Here is a 17,747-nt window from a genome sequence, read left to right as displayed (position 1 = left end):
TATAGTAAAGCGTATAAAATTATGAACTGTATTATCCTGGATGATGAGCCTTTGGCAAGAGAAGCCATTGAGATGTTGATTAATCAAACCGATGATTTGAATTTAGTGGGTTCTTTCAACAGCCCTGAAACCGTTACAAAGTTTATAGAAAACAATACCGTTGAAATAATCTTTCTTGATATACAAATGCCGGGAATTAACGGGATTGACTTTGCCCGGACCATTCCGAAAGAAACATTTGTGATTTTTACAACCGCCTATTCTGAATTTGCAACCGACAGCTACGAGGTAGATGCGATTGACTACCTGATAAAACCCGTAAAATTAGAGCGCTTTCAAAAAGCGGTTGAAAAAGCCCGTATCTATTCTAAATTGTTCAAAGCAGATTATGCGAATAACAATATTGAACAGGTAGCAGACGATTTTTTCTTTGTGAAAGCAGACAGGAGAATTTTTAAAATCTATTTCAATAACATACTTTTTATTCAAGGGTTAAAGGATTATGTCGTGATGCACAGCGAGAATCAAAAAGTAATTACGGCCATGAATATCAAAACTATCTATGATCAATTGCCCAAAGATATGTTTGTGAGAGTAAGCAAATCCTATATCATCAATGTTAAGCATATTGGCTCTGTAGATAATAACACGGTCTATATAGGTACAAACGAAATTCCTATCGGGAATATTTACAGGGATTTCTTTTTCAATGAATTTGTAACAAAAAGAATGATGAACAGGTAGCCTACCTATTTTCCTGCTTTACCGAAAGACGTCTTCCAACCGGGAGACGTCTTTTTAATTAGGGGTATGGCGGATTTATGGCGTTGTATTGATTATTCCCTAAGCTATTTTTTTGTATAAAAACCAGCAGGTTTGGTATAAAATGAATTTTAGCGGTTCCCCTGTAGACTATTTTAGCAGCATTGTATCAGAAGTCCTTTTACAGACGAAGGAATAAGTTAGCAGGTATGACTAAAATTTTTCCAATTCTTATCATCTTTTGCATATATGTCAAAGCGGAGGCCCAGGGAGGCTGGACGTTGAAGCAGTGCATAGCGTATGGTCTGCAAAATAACCGGAATGCCAATATCTATGCTAATCAGAAAATAGCTGCTGATGCTAAAGCCAGGGAGGTCCTCGCAGATTATCTTCCCAAAATGAGTCTTACTTCAATGTTAGACAACAATCTCAAATTGCAGCAAAATATTATTCCCGCCGGCGTGCTTGGGCCAAATGAAATTAAGGTATCCTTTACGCAGAAGTTTAATTCGAATGCCGTTGCTCAACTTGACCAGGTACTATACGATCAGTCATTGTTGACGGGGCTTAAAGCCAATAAATTAAATAAGACACTGGCAGATCTCAACATTCAACAGAGTCAGGAATCAATTATCTACAATATTAGTTCCGCCTATTTCCAGTTGCTTGTTTACCGGCAACAAATGCTGCTGCTACAGTTTAACAGTAAAACGTATGAACGACAGATGGATATATACCGGTTGCAAGTGGCGAAAGGTATTGTATTACAAAAGGACCTGGATAAAGTGTCGGTAGATTTCAATAACACGATGTCGCAGATCAGGGTAGCGGAAAGTAACTTTCAATTAGCGGAAAATCAATTGAAGTTTGAGATGGGATATCCCATTGATGATAAGCTCCCCGTTAACCTGGTGGCTGCCATAGCCCCGCTGGTTGATTCAGCGGATTCGCAGCTCATTTTTTCTCCGGCAGCCAGGAGTGACTACCAGGTATCATCTACTAATATCAGGTTACTGGAGATAGAGGAAGCCCGCATTAAAGCCGAAGGGTTGCCCAAATTGACAGGATATGTGCGTTACGGCGCCGTTGGATTTGGCAATAAATTAGGCGGGGCCTATGAAGAATTATTGCCCTATTCTGCTGTTGGCGTAAAACTCACGATTCCGATATTGGACTTCTATAAACGTAATGCCAGGCATAAACAGGCCGTGGTGAATGAGATTAATGCGGTAGAGCGCTTAAAGCTTTCTGAAAGTAAGTCCAGGGTTGAATTCGAAAATGCTCAGACGAAAGTTGCCCAGACCCGCATCAATATGGAAAATGATAAACGAAATATGGACCTGGCCGAATCAGTATTTAAGGTAACCAATCTTCAATTTCAGAAAGGTACCACTGATTTGAATGACTGGTTAATTACCCAGAATTCCCTCAAATCAGCGCAAAATAATTATCTGAACGCTATCTATAGTTATTACCAGGCCAGGGTTGATCTTGAGAAAGCTGCGGGTACATTGAAAACATTTTTAAATTCCCTTTAGCTGCGATGAAAAAAAGAATCGTATTGATACTGGTTGTCATTGCCATGGTAGTTTTTATGGTGCTCAGGTTGGCATATAATAAACGTAAAATTGCAGAGAAGAATTTGCCTGCTAAAATTGCGGACAATCGTATACCCGTTACTACTACCATTGTGAAGTCGCAGATGATGCTGGAACGTTTGGTAAAAACTGGTACGCTGGCGCCTTTAAGAGAGTCCAGGGTCCTCTCTGCTTCCGGCGGCCAGTTACAGAGAGTCCTATTCAGCCTGGGAGATCATGTAAGGAAGGGGCAGTTACTCGCTGTTGTTGACAGCAGACTGCTTGCACTTGACTTGCAAAAGGCGGAGGCGAATGTTGCCAAGTTGGAACAGGATAGTCATAATTACAGGGAGTTGCTGGCGGGAAACGCAGCTACCCTTGAAAAGGTAGAGGGCATACAGCAAAACTATAATGATGCGGTGAATCTTGTCCAACAGCTGCGGAAACAGATCGCGGACGCAAGTATTAAAGCGCCGGATGACGGTGTTATTGCTTCCAGACCGATTGAGCCAGGTACATTCATATCGCCCGGAACAGAAGTAGCTTCAATAGTGAATATGTCGTCGCTGAAAGTGCAGGTGAATTTAACGGAGGAGGAAGTGTACAAGGTATCCCAGGGACAAAAAATTGCTATCACCACAAATGTGTACCCGGATAGGATTATTCCCGGGGTGGTGACTTTCATCAGTCCTCAGGCTAATCAGGCATTCAACTACCAGGTGGAGGTTACTGCACCTAACGATAAATCCATACCGCTACGGGCTGGCACATTTGTTAATGCTGATTTCTCAAGGGAAACTGAACGGGAAGTATTACTTGTTTCACGGGAGGCTTTGATTGAGAGTGCGGTTAACGCGGCTGTTTACGTAGTTATAAAAGGCAGGGCTATGTTACGGAAAATTAGTGTAGGTATAAATTATGGAGATGAACTGGAGGTACTGGGTGGCCTGGAATACGGAGATGAGGTAGTTGTTGCTGGTCAGGTCAACCTGAAGGACGGTGCTTTGATTCATGTTATTAAGTAAAGAATAAGCCGTATGTCAATTACTGAAATAGCCATAAAAAGGCCGCTGTTGCTTATTGTGATTTTTACCGTACTAACGCTGTTTGGTATCCGGTCGTACCTGAATTTAAATTACAATCTCCTGCCCAAAATTGATGTTCCTACCGTTTCTGTCAGCACCATCTACCCAGGGGCTGCAGCTGCTGAAGTGCAAACCAATGTTACAAAAAAGCTGGAAGATGCGGTGTCTTCGGTGGAGGGGCTGGATCAAATGAGTTCGACTTCCCAGGAGAATCTTTCAGTAATTACCATTTCTTTCAGGTCGGGAACCGATATCGATAAGGCAGAACGGGATGTTCAGCGAAAAGTTGATCAAATGATCAGTGATTTACCACTTAATGCTGAAAAGCCGGGGATAAGTAAAGTTAACCTGGATGAAACGCCGGTTATTAAAGCTGGTGTAACGGGAAATCTGCCTCCCCGCAAATTGTTTGACCTGGTTGATAACCAGTTGCGACCCATATTACAGAACGTTCCCGGAGTGGGGCAGGTTAACATTATCGGAGGAGAAAAACGGGAAATCCAGGTAAATGTAATGCAGGATAAGCTTTTAGCTTATGGGATTTCCATAGGGCAGGTAACCAATGCTATTGGACGTGCGAACCTTTCCTTTCCTGCGGGGAGCATAGAAACAGTAAACAGGCAGCTTTCCATCCGCTATGATGCAAATGTGGATTCGGTAGAGGAGCTTCGTAACCTGATCATTTTGCAACATCCTACGCAGGGCGCCATAAAATTAGGCGATGTTGCAGATGTGGCAGATGGGGCAGCAAAGCCAGTTGCCATCAACCACATTGATGGGATTCCATCCATTGGCATTCAAATTATTAAGCAGAGTGACGCAAACGCGGTGGAAGTAAGCGATCGGGTAAAGAAGCGTTTTTATGAGTTAGAAAAACAATACCTGGGACAGCAACTACGGTTTAATGTTTCTTCCGATCAGAGTATATATACATTACACGCAGCCAATGCGGTTATATTCGATTTGTTTTTGGCGATAGTAATTGTGGGTATTGTAATGTTGGCTTTTCTCCATAGTATGAGGAGTGCAACATTTATACTGATCTCTCTTCCATCTTCTATCATTCCTACATTTATTGCGATGTACCTGATGGGGTTTTCCCTGAATCTAATGACGTTAATGGCAATGTCTTTGGTAGTGGGTATTCTTGTTGATGATTCAATTGTGGTACTGGAGAATATTTATCGCCATATGGAGATGGGGGCCGATCGCCGGAATGCCGCATTGGAAGGGCGAAATGAGATTGGTTTTACCGCCTTATCTATTACATTGGTGGATGTGGTGGTGTTTCTGCCCCTGGCATTAGCGGGGGGAATGATCGGCGCAATTTTACGGGAATTTTCTCTCGTCGTTGTTTTTTCTACATTGATGAGTCTCTTCGTATCCTTTACCATTACTCCTTTGCTGGCAAGTAGGTTTGGTAAGCTGGAGCACCTGTCTGCAAAAAATATATGGGGAAGGATTAGCCTGAAGCTCGAGTACTTTATCGAAATTATAAAAGAAGAATATGGAAGATGGTTAAGCGTAGTGTTGAGCAAAAAGAGATGGCTGCTGTTGTTTGTAATGTGCCTGATCTTTGGATCAATGGCTTTGATTCCTATGGGATTTATTGGAGCTGCGTTTATGCCGAAGGCAGATCAAAGCGATTTGATCCTGAATATGGAATTGGAGCCAACAGCAAGTATTTACAAAACTAATATGGCGGTTCAGCAGGCGGAGAAGATTATACAGGAACAACCAGAGGTGAAGAGGATCTTCTCCAGCATAGGGTTTGTGAGTGGTGGTGTGGCTGGAGCATCATCCAATGAGAACCTGGCTGAACTGACGGTTGGCCTGGTGGACAAGCACCTGAGAAGTATGAGTGCTGAGGAACTTGGCACGTATCTGCAGCAAAAATTAAGTAGCATCATAGCCGGTGTCAAATTTACAGTGGCCTCCACTTCAATAACCGGAAATGTAAGCAACGCACCGATACAGATAGCTATCAAAGGCGTTAATATGAGAGACGTCCGGCAGGTTGCCGGGGAGTATATGCAGGCTGTTGCAGCTGTTCCCGGGACGCAGTATGTAAAGTTGTCCGTAAAGAACAGGAAACCTGAGGTGGATATCAGGCTCAATAGGGAGAAAATGAGTCTCCTCGGACTGAATGCAGGTGGCGTTGGTACGGCGCTGCAGAACGCATTTAGTGGGGATAATAAAAATCAGTTCAAACAAAATGGAAATGAGTATGACATCAGGATAGGGCTGGATCAGTTTAGTAAATCGGATGTCCGCAATATAGGGAACTTGCCGGTAGTAAATGCTAATGGTCAGGCCATACTGCTGCGGCAATTTGCGGATGTTGAAGAAGCAATGGGGGAAACTACACTCCAACGTATTAACCGGCTCGGATCAATTACAGTACAGGCAAATGTCTCAGGACGTCCAACTGGAACTGTGAGTGCTGACATTAAAGCGAAGGTAAAATCTATAAAGGTGCCGGATGGTGTTAGTATTGAGTACCTGGGAGATTCCAGGAATCAGGCAGATGCCTTTGGAAGTCTTAGTCTGGCACTTATCACCGCGATTGTGCTGGTGTATCTCATTATGGTGGCGCTTTATGAAAACGCGGTCTATCCATTTGTAGTGCTGTTTTCGATACCGGTGGCACTTGTTGGCGCATTGCTGGCGTTGGCGCTTGCGATGGAAACATTGAACATCTTTACGATTATTGGGATGATTATGTTACTGGGATTGGTCGCTAAAAATGCTATTCTCATTGTCGACTTTACCAATAAACTCAAAGAGGAGGGACATGCAACGGTAGATGCACTGATAGAAGCCGGCAAGGAAAGACTTCGCCCAATTCTGATGACAACGCTCGCGATGATTTTTGGCATGTTACCCATCGCAATGGCAAAAGGGGCCGCAGCAGAGATTAAGAACGGAATGGCCTGGGTAATCATTGGTGGGCTGACAAGTTCTATGATACTCACACTCTTTGTAGTACCTGCGATGTACCTGGTTGTGGATGGTATGCTTATCCGCTTTTCCCGTCGTGGGAGGAGGCCTGCTGTGTCTCCTGTGAGTATGCTGTAGTAGAGGAATGTATCAATGGGAGGAGGCTAATATTTTCTTCCGAACATGAAACAGCTATATATTCTTACGCACTGTGGGGTAATAACACGTAAGGTGTAACAGTTTGTAGGTTAGGTAAACAGGCCCCGATATTTATCGGGGCCTAATTATTTAAAAGGGGCGTAAATCCATACATGTGAAGCCTGGCTTATAAAGCATTATTGTTATTCTTCCTTTTCGTTAAGACCATCTGCACTTGCCAGGTCATAATATTTTCTAAAGAAAGCTATTTGTTCTTTCCTGGATTTATGTTGCAGGTAACGTAACAAATCATAATAGAGCTGGCACAACTGATTTTCTGCAAAAGAGGCACTGGTTTGGGCGGGATTGGTAAAATAGGCAGTCACTAATGCTTTGGTCTCCGGTATCTCTACCAGGATATCAGGTAATTGCATATTTCCGGTTAACAGGCTGCCGCCTTCCAGCAGTCTGTCATTATATAACCAGATATTCAGGCCGTCTTCGAGTTTGTATCTATTCTCTTCATCGAGTTGATTAAGCCTTTTTTCCGCAAATGCAAAAAGGCTGTCGGCACGACCCGGCATATCATTCAGGTCTTCATTCAATAAACAGGGTTCTTCCGGAAATGGAAATTGTTTGGCAAAAGAGGAGTCAAGATAGCAGAGGGCATAGATAATTTCTCTTTTATGGAAATTTTTAACCAGACTACTGAACGGTCCCCGTGCATAATTATAATGGGTGAGGGCAGTCGTATCTGCTACGGATTTGTTGGGCTGAGTGGATCCGCAACTCATTAAAATCAATAGCAACAACAGTACAGTGAACTCTTTCATACGCTTCATATAAAGTATAGGATGACTGGGAAACAGCATAAGAAGATAGGTTTATACTTATGAAGATTAAAGTAACAAAAGCAACGGTATGCGGGAATATGTGGAAGTGGAGCAGGATAAATTCGCGTTACCAGGTAACTGATAATGACAGTTATTGTTTTTTTTATGCAGAATAAATTTCTCCGATAATCTTTACAAGACGCCTATATAGTTATCTCCCGGGAATACCGGGTCATATTATACTTTTTTTAAGCGCTTAGCCACCCCAAAAATATTTTTCAGTTATTTTTTCCTTCCCCTTCACCCTTTTTGATGCTTTTTAAGACCTATAGGTACAGAAGCTGAAGTACAATGCGGTCCGGATAGGGGAGATCTGCCCGGAGCCAGGATATAACGATTGTTTTGAATGATTCATGGTTTGATAAGCTGCTTCCGGCTTAGAAACGACCGGTAAGAATAACGCTGACAGAAGTATTGGGAATATGCATCAACCAATTTCAGATGATAATGCTGCGTTCGAGGAGCTCTTCCGGCAACATTTTGTGTCATTATGCACCATAGCTTACTATGTGGTGGATGACAAAGATGCCGCCCGGGATATTGTCCAGGATTTTTTCCTGGGGTACTGGAACAAACGACACCAGATTAAAATTACGCATGACTTTAAAAGCTATGCTACTAAGGCGATCCGCTATTCTTCTATCTCCTTCCTGAAAAAATCAGGCAGGATGAGATTGGAGGAACTGGAGGTGATAGATGGGCTTGCCCAGCACTTTGCTGTTGAGGACGGCGAATCCAGGGAGCGCCAGTATGACGCCTTATGGGAGGTATTGAATAAAATGCCGGAGCAACGCCGGAAAGTATTTCTAATGAGTAACCAGGATAAGGTCAAATACAAGGATATCGCATTACAGCTTGGGATTTCTGTCAACACTGTTAAAACGCATATCAGGCTTGCGTTGCAGTTTTTGAGGGTAGAGTGTAAATGGATGATGGCACCTGTTTCATTGGTGTGTTGTGTGGAGCTGGCAGCCATATTTTTTAAATCTTTTAACTGAGATATTATGCAACTATCACCCAATGATGGCGGAATGGATTGGGAAAAAATATTGGAATCATTAGATGAAGCAAAAATCCCTCAGGATATGACGAAAGAAGAATTCGCCGCCATGTCTGCTGCCCGCGAAGCACGCGCTGTATTGTCTGCCGGAGACTTCAATGAGTCGGATGGTTGGCAGGAGTTTGTAGTATTGCGCGATCAGCAGCGTATCCGGCGTATCCGGTTTACCAGGCTTGCTATCGCAGCCAGCGTGGTAATGGCCCTTGGTGCCGCATTATGGCTCGTATGGCCGTCCACACAACTGCCACAAATGGCGAATGTGCTGCCAACAGGGAAGGTCCGTCTTAAAACATCGAACGGCCAGGTGATTGACCTTAATCAAGAGATGCGTACTATCCAGGACAATAATATTGCGAAGGTGAATGCCGGTGGCGATTCCCTGGTATATATGGCCCGCATGGCCGCATCGGCCGAGGTAAAAATGGACACGCTGGAAGTGCCCCGTGGTAAGCCTTTTCAACTGGTGCTCGCTGATGGCTCCCGGGTTTGGCTGAATGCGGCCTCCAGGCTGGTGTTTCCCGCTACTTTCAACGGACCACGCCGCGAAGTGTTCCTGGAAGGAGAAGGATATTTTGACGTAGCACAAAAGACGAATCAACCTTTTATTGTTCACGCCGGGAAAACGGCTACCACTGTACTAGGTACCTCGTTCAATATCCGGTATTACGATGCAGCTGTAGTGACCACCCTCCGCAATGGAAAGGTACAGGTAAGCGCAGGGGAGCAAACCCTTCTTCTGCAACCCAACGAGCAATCGACGTTTCTTGCAGGCAACGGCTCCCTTCAAAAGCAGTCAGTGGAGTCTGGCGATTATATGGCATGGGTGAAAGGAGACCTGTACTTCGATGTAGCACCGCTCAGCCGTATCACAGAAAGCCTTTCCCGGTACTACGATTACACATTTAAATTTGATGACGCGGCTACCGGCAATCTCAGCTTTACACTGGATATGCCACGTCCGGCCACACTCCAGGAAGTGTTGATTGCTCTTAAAGCCAGCCGGACTGATCTGCGGTTTAAGGTAGACGGCAAAACAGTCACCATTTCCAGGCAACGATAATAAATCAACCAAACTGCCGCCCGGTGCGGATTTTACAGTAAATAAAATATCAAACCAACATGACGAAATTATCTGGCCAGTCCTTTTTATCGAAGGATACCAGGAGATTTTATATCCTGACTTCCGCCATTCTACTGTTTTTCGGATTGCTGTTCGCCGGAGTCAACTCCTTTGCACAGGATAACGACGGCGCAGACATCCTTTCCAGGAAGGTGTCTTACAAAGCGCAAAAATATCCACTGTCGCGCGTGTTGAAGGATTTGCGCAAACAGCTGGAAGTGCGGTTTACCTATAACGAAGAGTATATCCGGGAACAGCCGCCAATCACCGTTAATGTGCAGGGCGTTACGTTTGAAACACTCCTGAAAGAGATCTTTAAAGGTACTGATCTGACCTATACTGTTGTCTTTAATGGCGTCATCATTTCCAAAAAAGAAAAGGTAACCGCTATGGCTGCTAAAACGTCAACACCGGACCAAATGCACGTGGTGATAAGGGGGCAGGTGGCTACCGCTTCCGGTGTTCCACTCGCAGGGGTGAGCATTCGCGCAATGGAAACCGGCGCCATGACAGTTACCCAGTCAGATGGGCTTTTTACCCTCATGCCCCGCGAAAACGAGCAGGTGCGCTTTAGCCTGCTGGGGATGAAGGCCTTCGTGTATAAGGCGGTACGCACAGATGAACAGTTTCTCAGATTGAAGATGGATACCATTGTGCAGGCTATCCAGGAAGTGGTGGTGAATGGTTACCAGAAAATAGATCCACGCTTAGCTACCGGTTCGGTAACAAAACTTACTGCTGCGCAGGTGATTGAGCCAGGTGTTCCCTCCATCGATAAAATGCTCCAGGGTAAAGTGCCCGGCCTGATGGTGGTGAATAACTCCGGGGGGGTGAACGCCTCACCGAAGTTGCGGATGCGGGGAACTTCCACGCTGTTGGGAAACGCTTCGCCGCTGTGGGTGATTGACGGGATGGTTCGCCCTGATCCGGTGAACATCTCTGCTGCATTACTCAACAACGTTCTTAACAGCAGTTCACAATCTAACTTCGAATTGATGGGTAATGCCATCAGTGGTGTAAGTCCCTACGATATTGAGAGTATCACCTTTCTCCGTGATGCTGCGGCTACGGCCATTTACGGAACACGTGCGGCAAATGGTGTAATTGTGGTAACTACTAAAAGAGGGAAAGCTGGGCCTATACAGATTAACTATAATACTGACCTGTCCTTTCAGCAACGGCCGGGTTATCGGCGTATGAACCTGATGAATTCCAAAGAAAGGGTTTTGTTGTCGCGTCAACTCCAGGAAGACTATGTGGTGTTTACCAATAACGGATTCGACGAAACATTGACCTATGAAGGATTACTCCGGAACTGGTGGGCGGGGAAATTAAGTGAGGAGGCGTTCAATCAAAGGGTGGGAGTATTGGAAACCCGGAATACAAACTGGTTCAAGGAACTTTTCAGGAATCAGTTTAGCATGAATCACGCTATCAACATGAGCGGAGGAAACGAGCGAACAACGTATTATGCGTCATTACAGTACAGCGACAATAAAGGATCCGCTAAACAGGACGCATTGCAGCGCTATGCGGCAAATATGAATCTGCACTCCAAAGTAGGTAAACGACTCATCGTTGACCTGACCCTGAACGCCAATTTTCGTAAGTCGCAGGGATATTATGGCGCTTCTCCATTGAGTTATGCGCTGCAAACCAGCCGCGTTATCAGTCCGGAGGATTTTCTGCCCAAGGCAAATTCACCGGTACTCTTAAAGCCAGATGAAAATCCTGATGACCTGAGAAAAGCACTTCCTCCACTCACCATAAATTTTCGTAATGAAATAGCGCATTCCGATAATACCTCTAAAGTCCGGTCAATGACGGCGAATCTGCAACTCGAGTATAAACTGGCAAAAGGGCTTTACTGGCGGAGTAACGGCAGCTTTATCACGGATGCATCGGAGGGTTTGACATATGCTGATTATTATACCTATACAGCCGCCATTAACAGAGGTTGGGATATATCATGGACGCCGACTGCCAGTCAGATCGCGACTTCTCTTCTGCCGGTGGGAGGGATTGCGAACACCACTGCCAGTAATTCTACGGTTTATAATCTCCGGAACAGTGTTGATTACACCACTGGTATCTTCCATGAGCGGGATCAGGTCAACGTTTCTTTTGGTAACGAAATAATCAGCACCACTGGTAACCTGCAAACGCATACGATGCCTGGTTTCTTTCCCGACCGTGGTTATCTTTTTACCCCAACGCCTAAAGGTCTTGCCGACCTTTCCAGTAATAGCCTGACACCTGTAAAAGAAAATCTTGTTTCTGTGTATGCAACAGCAGCATATAGTATGAAGAACAGGTATATCCTCGGCTTTACTACCCGTGCAGATGGTTCCAACCGTTTTGGTAAAAAAGCGAATAGTAACTTCCGGCCTAACTACAGCATGTCTGGCCGCTGGAATGCAACCATGGAAAATTGGTTTCCAAGGAACGGAATACTCAGCGACTGGCAGGTAAGGGCGTCATTCGGTACACAAGGTAACGTGGTGAATGCAATAGGTCCCAATCTCATTTCCGGGTACACCGAAACGAAACGTGATCCTGTTACTCAAATGCCTTACTTAACCATCAAATCCATGCCTTATCCGGATCTGCGTTGGGAAAAAACGTACCAGTTAAACCTGGCAACCAATGTGGGTTTCTTCAATAACAGGTTAATGATAAATGCCGAGTATTACAATAAGATAACGAAAGATGTGGTAGACCGGTTGCCTATTCCTTACGAATATGGCATGTCGTTTATGTACAGGAACGGTAGCGAAATGTTTAATAAAGGATTTGAGCTGGACGTCATGGCTCAATTGATTCAAAAAAAAGATGTCAGTTTTTCTCTTTCATTTAATACCAGCAAAAACCTGAGCAAGCTGGCCAGGCAAACCAGTAATTACGGCTATGAAAGCCTGTTTAATGGATATGGAAACTTGCCTGGCAGGGCTGTTTCAGGGGTCTATTCTTATATTTTCAATGGGCTGAATCCTCAAACGGGTTTGCCCATGTTTAAAAATGTAAACGGATCGAAGGTTACATCCGATCCCAACGATCTCTTTGTATACTCCGGACAACTGGACCCAAAGATGACAATGAGTGTGCAGCCTACGATTACTTATAAATCTTTTTCCCTGACATCCTTAATTTATGTCAGTCTCGGCAGTGTGAAAAGATTGAACCCTGTTTACGGCAATTCCGGTGGGCCTAGCGGCGTCCCGGCACCCATGTCCAATGCCAGCCGCGATTTGCTAAATCGCTGGCGTAAACCGGGGGATGAAAAATACACGAACATACCGGTCGCCATGGACGTTACAACGGCTAGTCAGTCCTTGCTCATCCCTTATTCCACAGGGGCGGTTAGTTCCGCTAACTCCGCAGCATTTATTTCGGTTTCACCCTTTGACGCGTATAACTTATCCGATCTAATGACCGTGAAAAATGACTATGTGCGCTGCAAATCACTGACTTTACGGTATGCCGTGCCTGGTGGCCAGCTGGCAGGTACAGGGCTACGTGCCTTAAGTTTGGGCTTCTCTGTTAACAATGTGTTTACTATCGCCAACCGAAAACTCAAAGGGCAGGATCCTGAGATCACCGGGGTAGGTACATCAGCGCTGCCCATAACACGTCAGTTTGCCGCTTCCATCAACGCATCCTTTTAACGTAAGCACATGAAAAAAATACTTGCCATATTGCTCGTTTCCATCTCTGCAATTTCCTGTAAGAAATTTCTTGAAGAATATTCCCCTTCAGATGTGACACCCAGGTCCACCGCTGATTTCTCAGAGATCCTTTTAACTGACGGTTATCCGGATTTTGTATACACACTGCATCCCTGGCTGACATTCCTGGACGATGATGTACAATCCTACGTGGGCGCCGTGAATGAAGCGGTAGCAGTTGATTACAACGCCTATTCCAGGAATATTTATCAATGGCAATCAATCTTGTCATATGGGAGTAACGGCTCCATTAAGCCTGGTGAAATCAACGCATGGGGCACCTATTACAAAATGATCCTTGGAGCGAATGCGGTGCTCGATTATGCAGACAATTCAATAGGCAGTCAGGCAGCGAAAGATCAGCTGAAAGGAGAGGCCTATGGGTTAAGGGCATTCTACCATTTTATGCTGGTAAACCTATATGCCCGGCCTTATAATGATTCGCTGACAACGCCCGATAAATCTCCCGGAATCCCTGTCCGTACTACCTCTGGGCTTTCCGATACCCGCCCGCAAAGAAATAGTGTGAAGGAAGTATACCAACAGATTACTGCCGATATCGATAGTTCAATCGCTTTGCTGAGTGTATCGAAAGCAACAGATAATCAATTCCGCCTCAATTTTATTGCTATGCATCTGTTGGCCAGTAGAGTGTATTTGTACATGGAAGACTGGCAAAAATGTATCGCGCATGCAGATATGGTGATCAGGTATCATCCACAATTAATGAATTATAATAACTGGGTGAATAATCCTCCGGATTGGGGCAATTTGTTGATTGGTCCTTCGAATGTTGAATCTTTATGGAACTACGGCACCAATGAGGAGCACCTTCCGTATATGCGTGGTGGTTATGGCAGTTGTTTTGAAATTTCCCGTAGTCTTGTTAATTGTTTCGAGGAGAACGACCTGCGTAAAACGGTGGCCATTACAGAGATCCCCGATTTTCTGAAAGACTACATTCCTTTAGATTTCAAGCAGAATAAACACTTGCTGGCAGGTACTCCTATGGGGAATGAGAATATAAACAATTCGTGGCGCAGCTCCGAAGCATATCTCAACCGGGCGGAGGCCTACATTCAGTTGTATCGCACCAAAGGCGATGGAGCAGCCGCCATGGAGGCATTGAAAAGTCTCAATACGCTCCGGGAGCAGCGCTTCAGTCCTGCTACTTTCCAACCCTGGACCATGCAGCAGGCTGCCGGATTACTGGATATGTGCCGTAACGAGCGTAGGCGGGAATTGTTCACGGAGGAGGCCCACCGCTGGTTCGACCTTCGCCGGTACGGAATGCCTGAAATCAAACACATTTTTATGACAAGTGCAACGAACAGGCAAACCTTCACCCTTCGTAAAAGGGATCCACAATACATTATCCCCATTCCGGAAGATGTAATCACCCAGAATCCGGCGCTGATACGTAATCCTGCGATAACCGGAGAACGCCAGCCCGATTGATTGTCATTTAACAAAAAATAATTCATGAAATCATATCTCTTTCTTCTACTGGCACTGGTCATGTTCGCCTGCCAGAAAGAAGCCGCACTCACACGCAGCGAGCCTGAAATCATGTATCATCTGCCACAGGGCAACACCGTGGCAGATGATACCATCCTGTCTATTCATAAGAAATTTGGTACTTACATCCTGTATCGTTTTTCACAGGGTGATTATGCTTATGATTATTTATTTGCGAGGAAGGATAGCGCGTTTAACGCTAATCCGGCTTATGTAGATACCGCCCTGAATTTTTTCAGGAATCAACTGATGCTATTATACCCGGATGATTTTCTGCGCAAAACAGTGCCGGTAAAGGTGTTGCTGGCTTCCAGCGTCACTGCAAAAAATAGTGTAACAGGTCAACTCATCGGGTTTGCCAGCACCTCCAGTATGATGGCCATCGGTTGGGCGGATAGTACATTGGTACATCTGACTCCGCAGGAAACTAAAAAATTAAGAGGTAAGCTTCATCAATATTATTGGGAACGCGCGCTCCGGACAAAAAGTATAGAAATACCTTCCGGATTCACCCCAACCGTGAAGGATTACGGACAAGTGAGTTACGGGAACCGTTATCAGTTTGGAGTAGTTGCCGAAATAGGCGGATTTGGGCTGGATCTGGGACAGGATTTTCTGGGCTATATCTGTATGATTACCGGCAACAGTACCGCAGAACTGGAAGCGAATTACTTCAAGCCCGACATTGATACAAAAGGACTTATTCGCCAAAGATATAATACAATCATCACCTACTATAAAACGGAATACGGTATAGATCTACAGGCTATCGGCAACTTGCCATAAGCCATTTCATCAGTAACTAAAGGATTAAGATATGAACCATGGATACAGGCCCTTTATAATAGCGGCCCTGGCTACTTCATGCTCTTTTGCAGCGCGTGGGCAGGCGCAAACAGGATCATTTCGCAGTGAAATTATCCGTAACGTCCTGGAAAAAATTAAAACAAAACACTTTGAGCCCCGGCCATTAGATGATAACTGGTCGGCCGATGTATGGGACAACTATATCCGTCAGCTGGACCCCAACCGTAATGTTTTTTTAGCGGAAGATATTGACCGTCTCGCCACACAGCGCAAACAGTTGGATGACCAAATCACTGCTTTACACACTGATTTTTTTGATTCCGTATACGCCATTTACCGGTTACGCATGTCGGAAAATAAAGCCCTCACTGAAAAAATCCTGGCGGAAAAATTCGACTACACGAAACGTGAAAGCCTCGTGTTAGCAGGCACAGAACGCAGTTATCCCAAAGGACAGCAAGAGAAAGAAGCATTGTGGCGCAAACAACTCAAATACCAGGTGATGCGTAATTACATGGAACTGAAAAATGCGGCGGGTGATACCCTGCATACTTCTGCACTGCCTGAATCAGCCACCGAAACCAAAGCCCGGGAAAGAGTACACAAATGGTACAATGATCAATTCCGTCTTGCAGAAAAGGCAGGTGCAGAAGATGAAAAATTCAGCGCCTATCTCGCCGCTGCCATGTTTGGAATCGATCCACATACCTCTTACAGCGGACCTAAAGATAAAACCCTCGAACAACAGATCTCTAAGCGATACTTCGGGCTGGGCATGGAACTCGCCGAAAAAGAAACGGAGTATTATATCAAAAGATTACTACCTGGCGGCACGGCAGCAAAAAGTGGCAAACTAAGAGAAAATGACCGCATCCTTTCTATCTCCGACAATAAAGGTACCCTGGTGCCTGTATCCGGCCTCACAGCAGGAGAAGTGACCGCTATGATCCGCGGAGACAAAGACACAGACGTGAAACTACTGCTGCGTCAGCCCGGAGATACCATGCGTACCGTCACTGTAAAAAGAGGAGAAGTGATTGACCAGGAAAACAGGGCGAAGAGTGTAGTGCTGGAGAAAGACGGTAAAAAATTCGGCTATCTCTACCTGCCCATGTTCTATCTCGATCCTTCCGGTCATAATCTCACGGGTGCTTCTGCTGATGTAGCAAGGGAAGTAGAAGTATTAAAGGAACAAGAGGTGGAAGGCATCATCGTAGACCTTCGTGGGAATGGCGGTGGATCACTGGACGAAGTGGTGCGTATGAGTTCCATCTTCCTTCCCAGTGGTCCGGTTACCTGGTTGCGTACGCAAACAGCAGTGAACCGCTACAATGGTCCGGCTATCCCACCGGCCTATAATGGTCCATTAGTGGTGATGGTGAATGAAAACAGCGCCTCCGCTTCGGAAATTTTTGCCGCAGTAATCCAGGACCGCAGGCGCGGCATTATTGCAGGACCATCCTCCACCTACGGAAAAGGCACGGCACAGATGACGATCAACATCGGGAAACTGGGCAATCCCGCGCTGGGCACATCAGATATCAGCTACGGCAGCATGCGGATTACCAGCCAGAAATTCTATCGTGTAACCGGTACTTCCACCCAGCTAAAAGGGGTGGTGCCTGATGTTGTTTTCCAGGAAAGTATGCAGCCAACGGAGGAGCGTGAACGTAATTTCTCTACCAGTTTACCTTGCGATACCATTCAGTTCCCGCCGTTTGAACTGGCCGGTACCCACTTTAACTATGACGAAGTAGTAGCAAAAGCCCGCAGCCGCGCGGCCGCCAGTACTGCATTTGCCACTGTTTCGGAAAATATGGCGCGCCTGAAAGCATACACCCATATGCCTGTGCCACTCGATTTTGCCGCATTCCGGAAACATTATGAAGTGGCCTCACGCATCGAAAAAGATATCCGGGAAGGCAGTAAGCTGCCGCCCGGAAAAGATTTACAGGCCCAATGGCCCGTTAACCAAAGCATCCGCCCTGATCTGCGGAAAGAAACACCGGAGAGCGCAGCGAACAAAGACTGGCTGAAACTGGTGGGACAGGATGTATACATTGATGCATCCGTTTCTATCCTGGAAGATTTGGCTACCTCTGCAAAACAGGCTCACTAATCT

At 45.4% G+C, this 17,747-nt stretch carries 11 protein-coding genes; 10 read left to right on the top strand and 1 reads right to left on the bottom strand.

From position 1 onward, the window contains the following. Positions 1-51 precede the first annotated feature (51 nt). From AC5ZC7_RS19205 to AC5ZC7_RS19190, 4 genes are all read left to right on the top strand, one after another. Positions 52-744 (top strand): LytR/AlgR family response regulator transcription factor, encoded by a 693-nt coding sequence (locus tag AC5ZC7_RS19205; protein WP_511911255.1) that lies wholly within the window; start codon positions 52-54, stop codon positions 742-744. A 227-nt stretch (positions 745-971) separates the two neighbouring features. Further along, the gene (locus tag AC5ZC7_RS19200; RefSeq protein ID WP_496157282.1) at positions 972-2,300 is read left to right on the top strand and encodes a TolC family protein; all 1,329 of its coding nucleotides are present in this window, start codon (positions 972-974) and stop codon (positions 2,298-2,300) included. 5 nt (positions 2,301-2,305) lie between these two features. Continuing rightward, positions 2,306-3,364: an efflux RND transporter periplasmic adaptor subunit gene (locus AC5ZC7_RS19195; RefSeq protein WP_496157283.1), complete on the top strand. Its 1,059-nt coding sequence runs from the start codon at positions 2,306-2,308 to the stop codon at positions 3,362-3,364. Positions 3,365-3,376: 12 nt separating this feature from the next. Further along, entirely contained in the window at positions 3,377-6,502 is a 3,126-nt protein-coding gene (locus AC5ZC7_RS19190) for an efflux RND transporter permease subunit (protein ID WP_496157284.1), read from the top strand. Positions 6,503-6,705: 203 nt separating this feature from the next. Here AC5ZC7_RS19190 and AC5ZC7_RS19185 read toward each other — a convergent pair whose 3' ends face one another. After that, on the bottom strand, positions 6,706-7,335 hold the full coding sequence (locus AC5ZC7_RS19185; protein ID WP_496157285.1) for a hypothetical protein: 630 nt from the start codon (positions 7,333-7,335) through the stop codon (positions 6,706-6,708). Between the two features lie 482 nt (positions 7,336-7,817). Here AC5ZC7_RS19185 and AC5ZC7_RS19180 point away from each other — a divergent pair, with 482 nt between their 5' ends. The 6 genes from AC5ZC7_RS19180 to AC5ZC7_RS19155 are packed head-to-tail and all read left to right on the top strand — an operon-like array spanning position 7,818 to position 17,744. Next, the gene (locus AC5ZC7_RS19180) at positions 7,818-8,393 is read left to right on the top strand and encodes an RNA polymerase sigma-70 factor (RefSeq protein ID WP_496157286.1); all 576 of its coding nucleotides are present in this window, start codon (positions 7,818-7,820) and stop codon (positions 8,391-8,393) included. A 6-nt stretch (positions 8,394-8,399) separates the two neighbouring features. Further along, positions 8,400-9,515 carry a FecR domain-containing protein gene (locus tag AC5ZC7_RS19175; protein ID WP_496157287.1) on the top strand — a complete coding sequence of 372 codons (1,116 nt, stop codon included), beginning with the start codon at positions 8,400-8,402 and terminating at the stop codon, positions 9,513-9,515. A gap of 59 nt (positions 9,516-9,574) precedes the next feature. Next, a complete protein-coding gene (locus AC5ZC7_RS19170) occupies positions 9,575-13,240 on the top strand; it encodes a SusC/RagA family TonB-linked outer membrane protein (RefSeq protein ID WP_496157288.1) in 3,666 nt (1,221 codons plus the stop codon). Between the two features lie 9 nt (positions 13,241-13,249). Further along, complete coding sequence (locus tag AC5ZC7_RS19165) at positions 13,250-14,758, top strand: RagB/SusD family nutrient uptake outer membrane protein (RefSeq protein ID WP_496157289.1); 1,509 nt, start codon at positions 13,250-13,252, stop codon at positions 14,756-14,758. Positions 14,759-14,782: 24 nt separating this feature from the next. Further along, entirely contained in the window at positions 14,783-15,604 is an 822-nt protein-coding gene (locus AC5ZC7_RS19160) for a hypothetical protein (RefSeq protein WP_496157290.1), read from the top strand. Between the two features lie 31 nt (positions 15,605-15,635). Then, the gene (locus AC5ZC7_RS19155; protein ID WP_496157291.1) at positions 15,636-17,744 is read left to right on the top strand and encodes a carboxy terminal-processing peptidase; all 2,109 of its coding nucleotides are present in this window, start codon (positions 15,636-15,638) and stop codon (positions 17,742-17,744) included. Positions 17,745-17,747 lie beyond the last annotated feature (3 nt).

Source organism: Chitinophaga sp. 9-1-y, assembly GCF_059511905.2.
Note: the sequence above shows the minus strand (reverse complement) of the source record. Positions and strands in the feature narration are given on the sequence as shown.

Bases quoted from the DNA above. Each gene is read 5' to 3' on its own strand.
- AC5ZC7_RS19200 (WP_496157282.1), top strand. From the start codon at position 972: ATGACTAAAATTTTTCCAATTCTTATCATCTTTTGCATATATGTCAAA.
- AC5ZC7_RS19195 (WP_496157283.1), top strand. From the start codon at position 2,306: ATGAAAAAAAGAATCGTATTGATACTGGTTGTCATTGCCATGGTAGTT.
- AC5ZC7_RS19190 (WP_496157284.1), top strand. From the start codon at position 3,377: ATGTCAATTACTGAAATAGCCATAAAAAGGCCGCTGTTGCTTATTGTG.
- AC5ZC7_RS19185 (WP_496157285.1), bottom strand. From the start codon at position 7,335: ATGAAAGAGTTCACTGTACTGTTGTTGCTATTGATTTTAATGAGTTGC.
- AC5ZC7_RS19180 (WP_496157286.1), top strand. From the start codon at position 7,818: ATGCATCAACCAATTTCAGATGATAATGCTGCGTTCGAGGAGCTCTTC.
- AC5ZC7_RS19175 (WP_496157287.1), top strand. From the start codon at position 8,400: ATGCAACTATCACCCAATGATGGCGGAATGGATTGGGAAAAAATATTG.
- AC5ZC7_RS19170 (WP_496157288.1), top strand. From the start codon at position 9,575: ATGACGAAATTATCTGGCCAGTCCTTTTTATCGAAGGATACCAGGAGA.
- AC5ZC7_RS19165 (WP_496157289.1), top strand. From the start codon at position 13,250: ATGAAAAAAATACTTGCCATATTGCTCGTTTCCATCTCTGCAATTTCC.
- AC5ZC7_RS19160 (WP_496157290.1), top strand. From the start codon at position 14,783: ATGAAATCATATCTCTTTCTTCTACTGGCACTGGTCATGTTCGCCTGC.
- AC5ZC7_RS19155 (WP_496157291.1), top strand. From the start codon at position 15,636: ATGAACCATGGATACAGGCCCTTTATAATAGCGGCCCTGGCTACTTCA.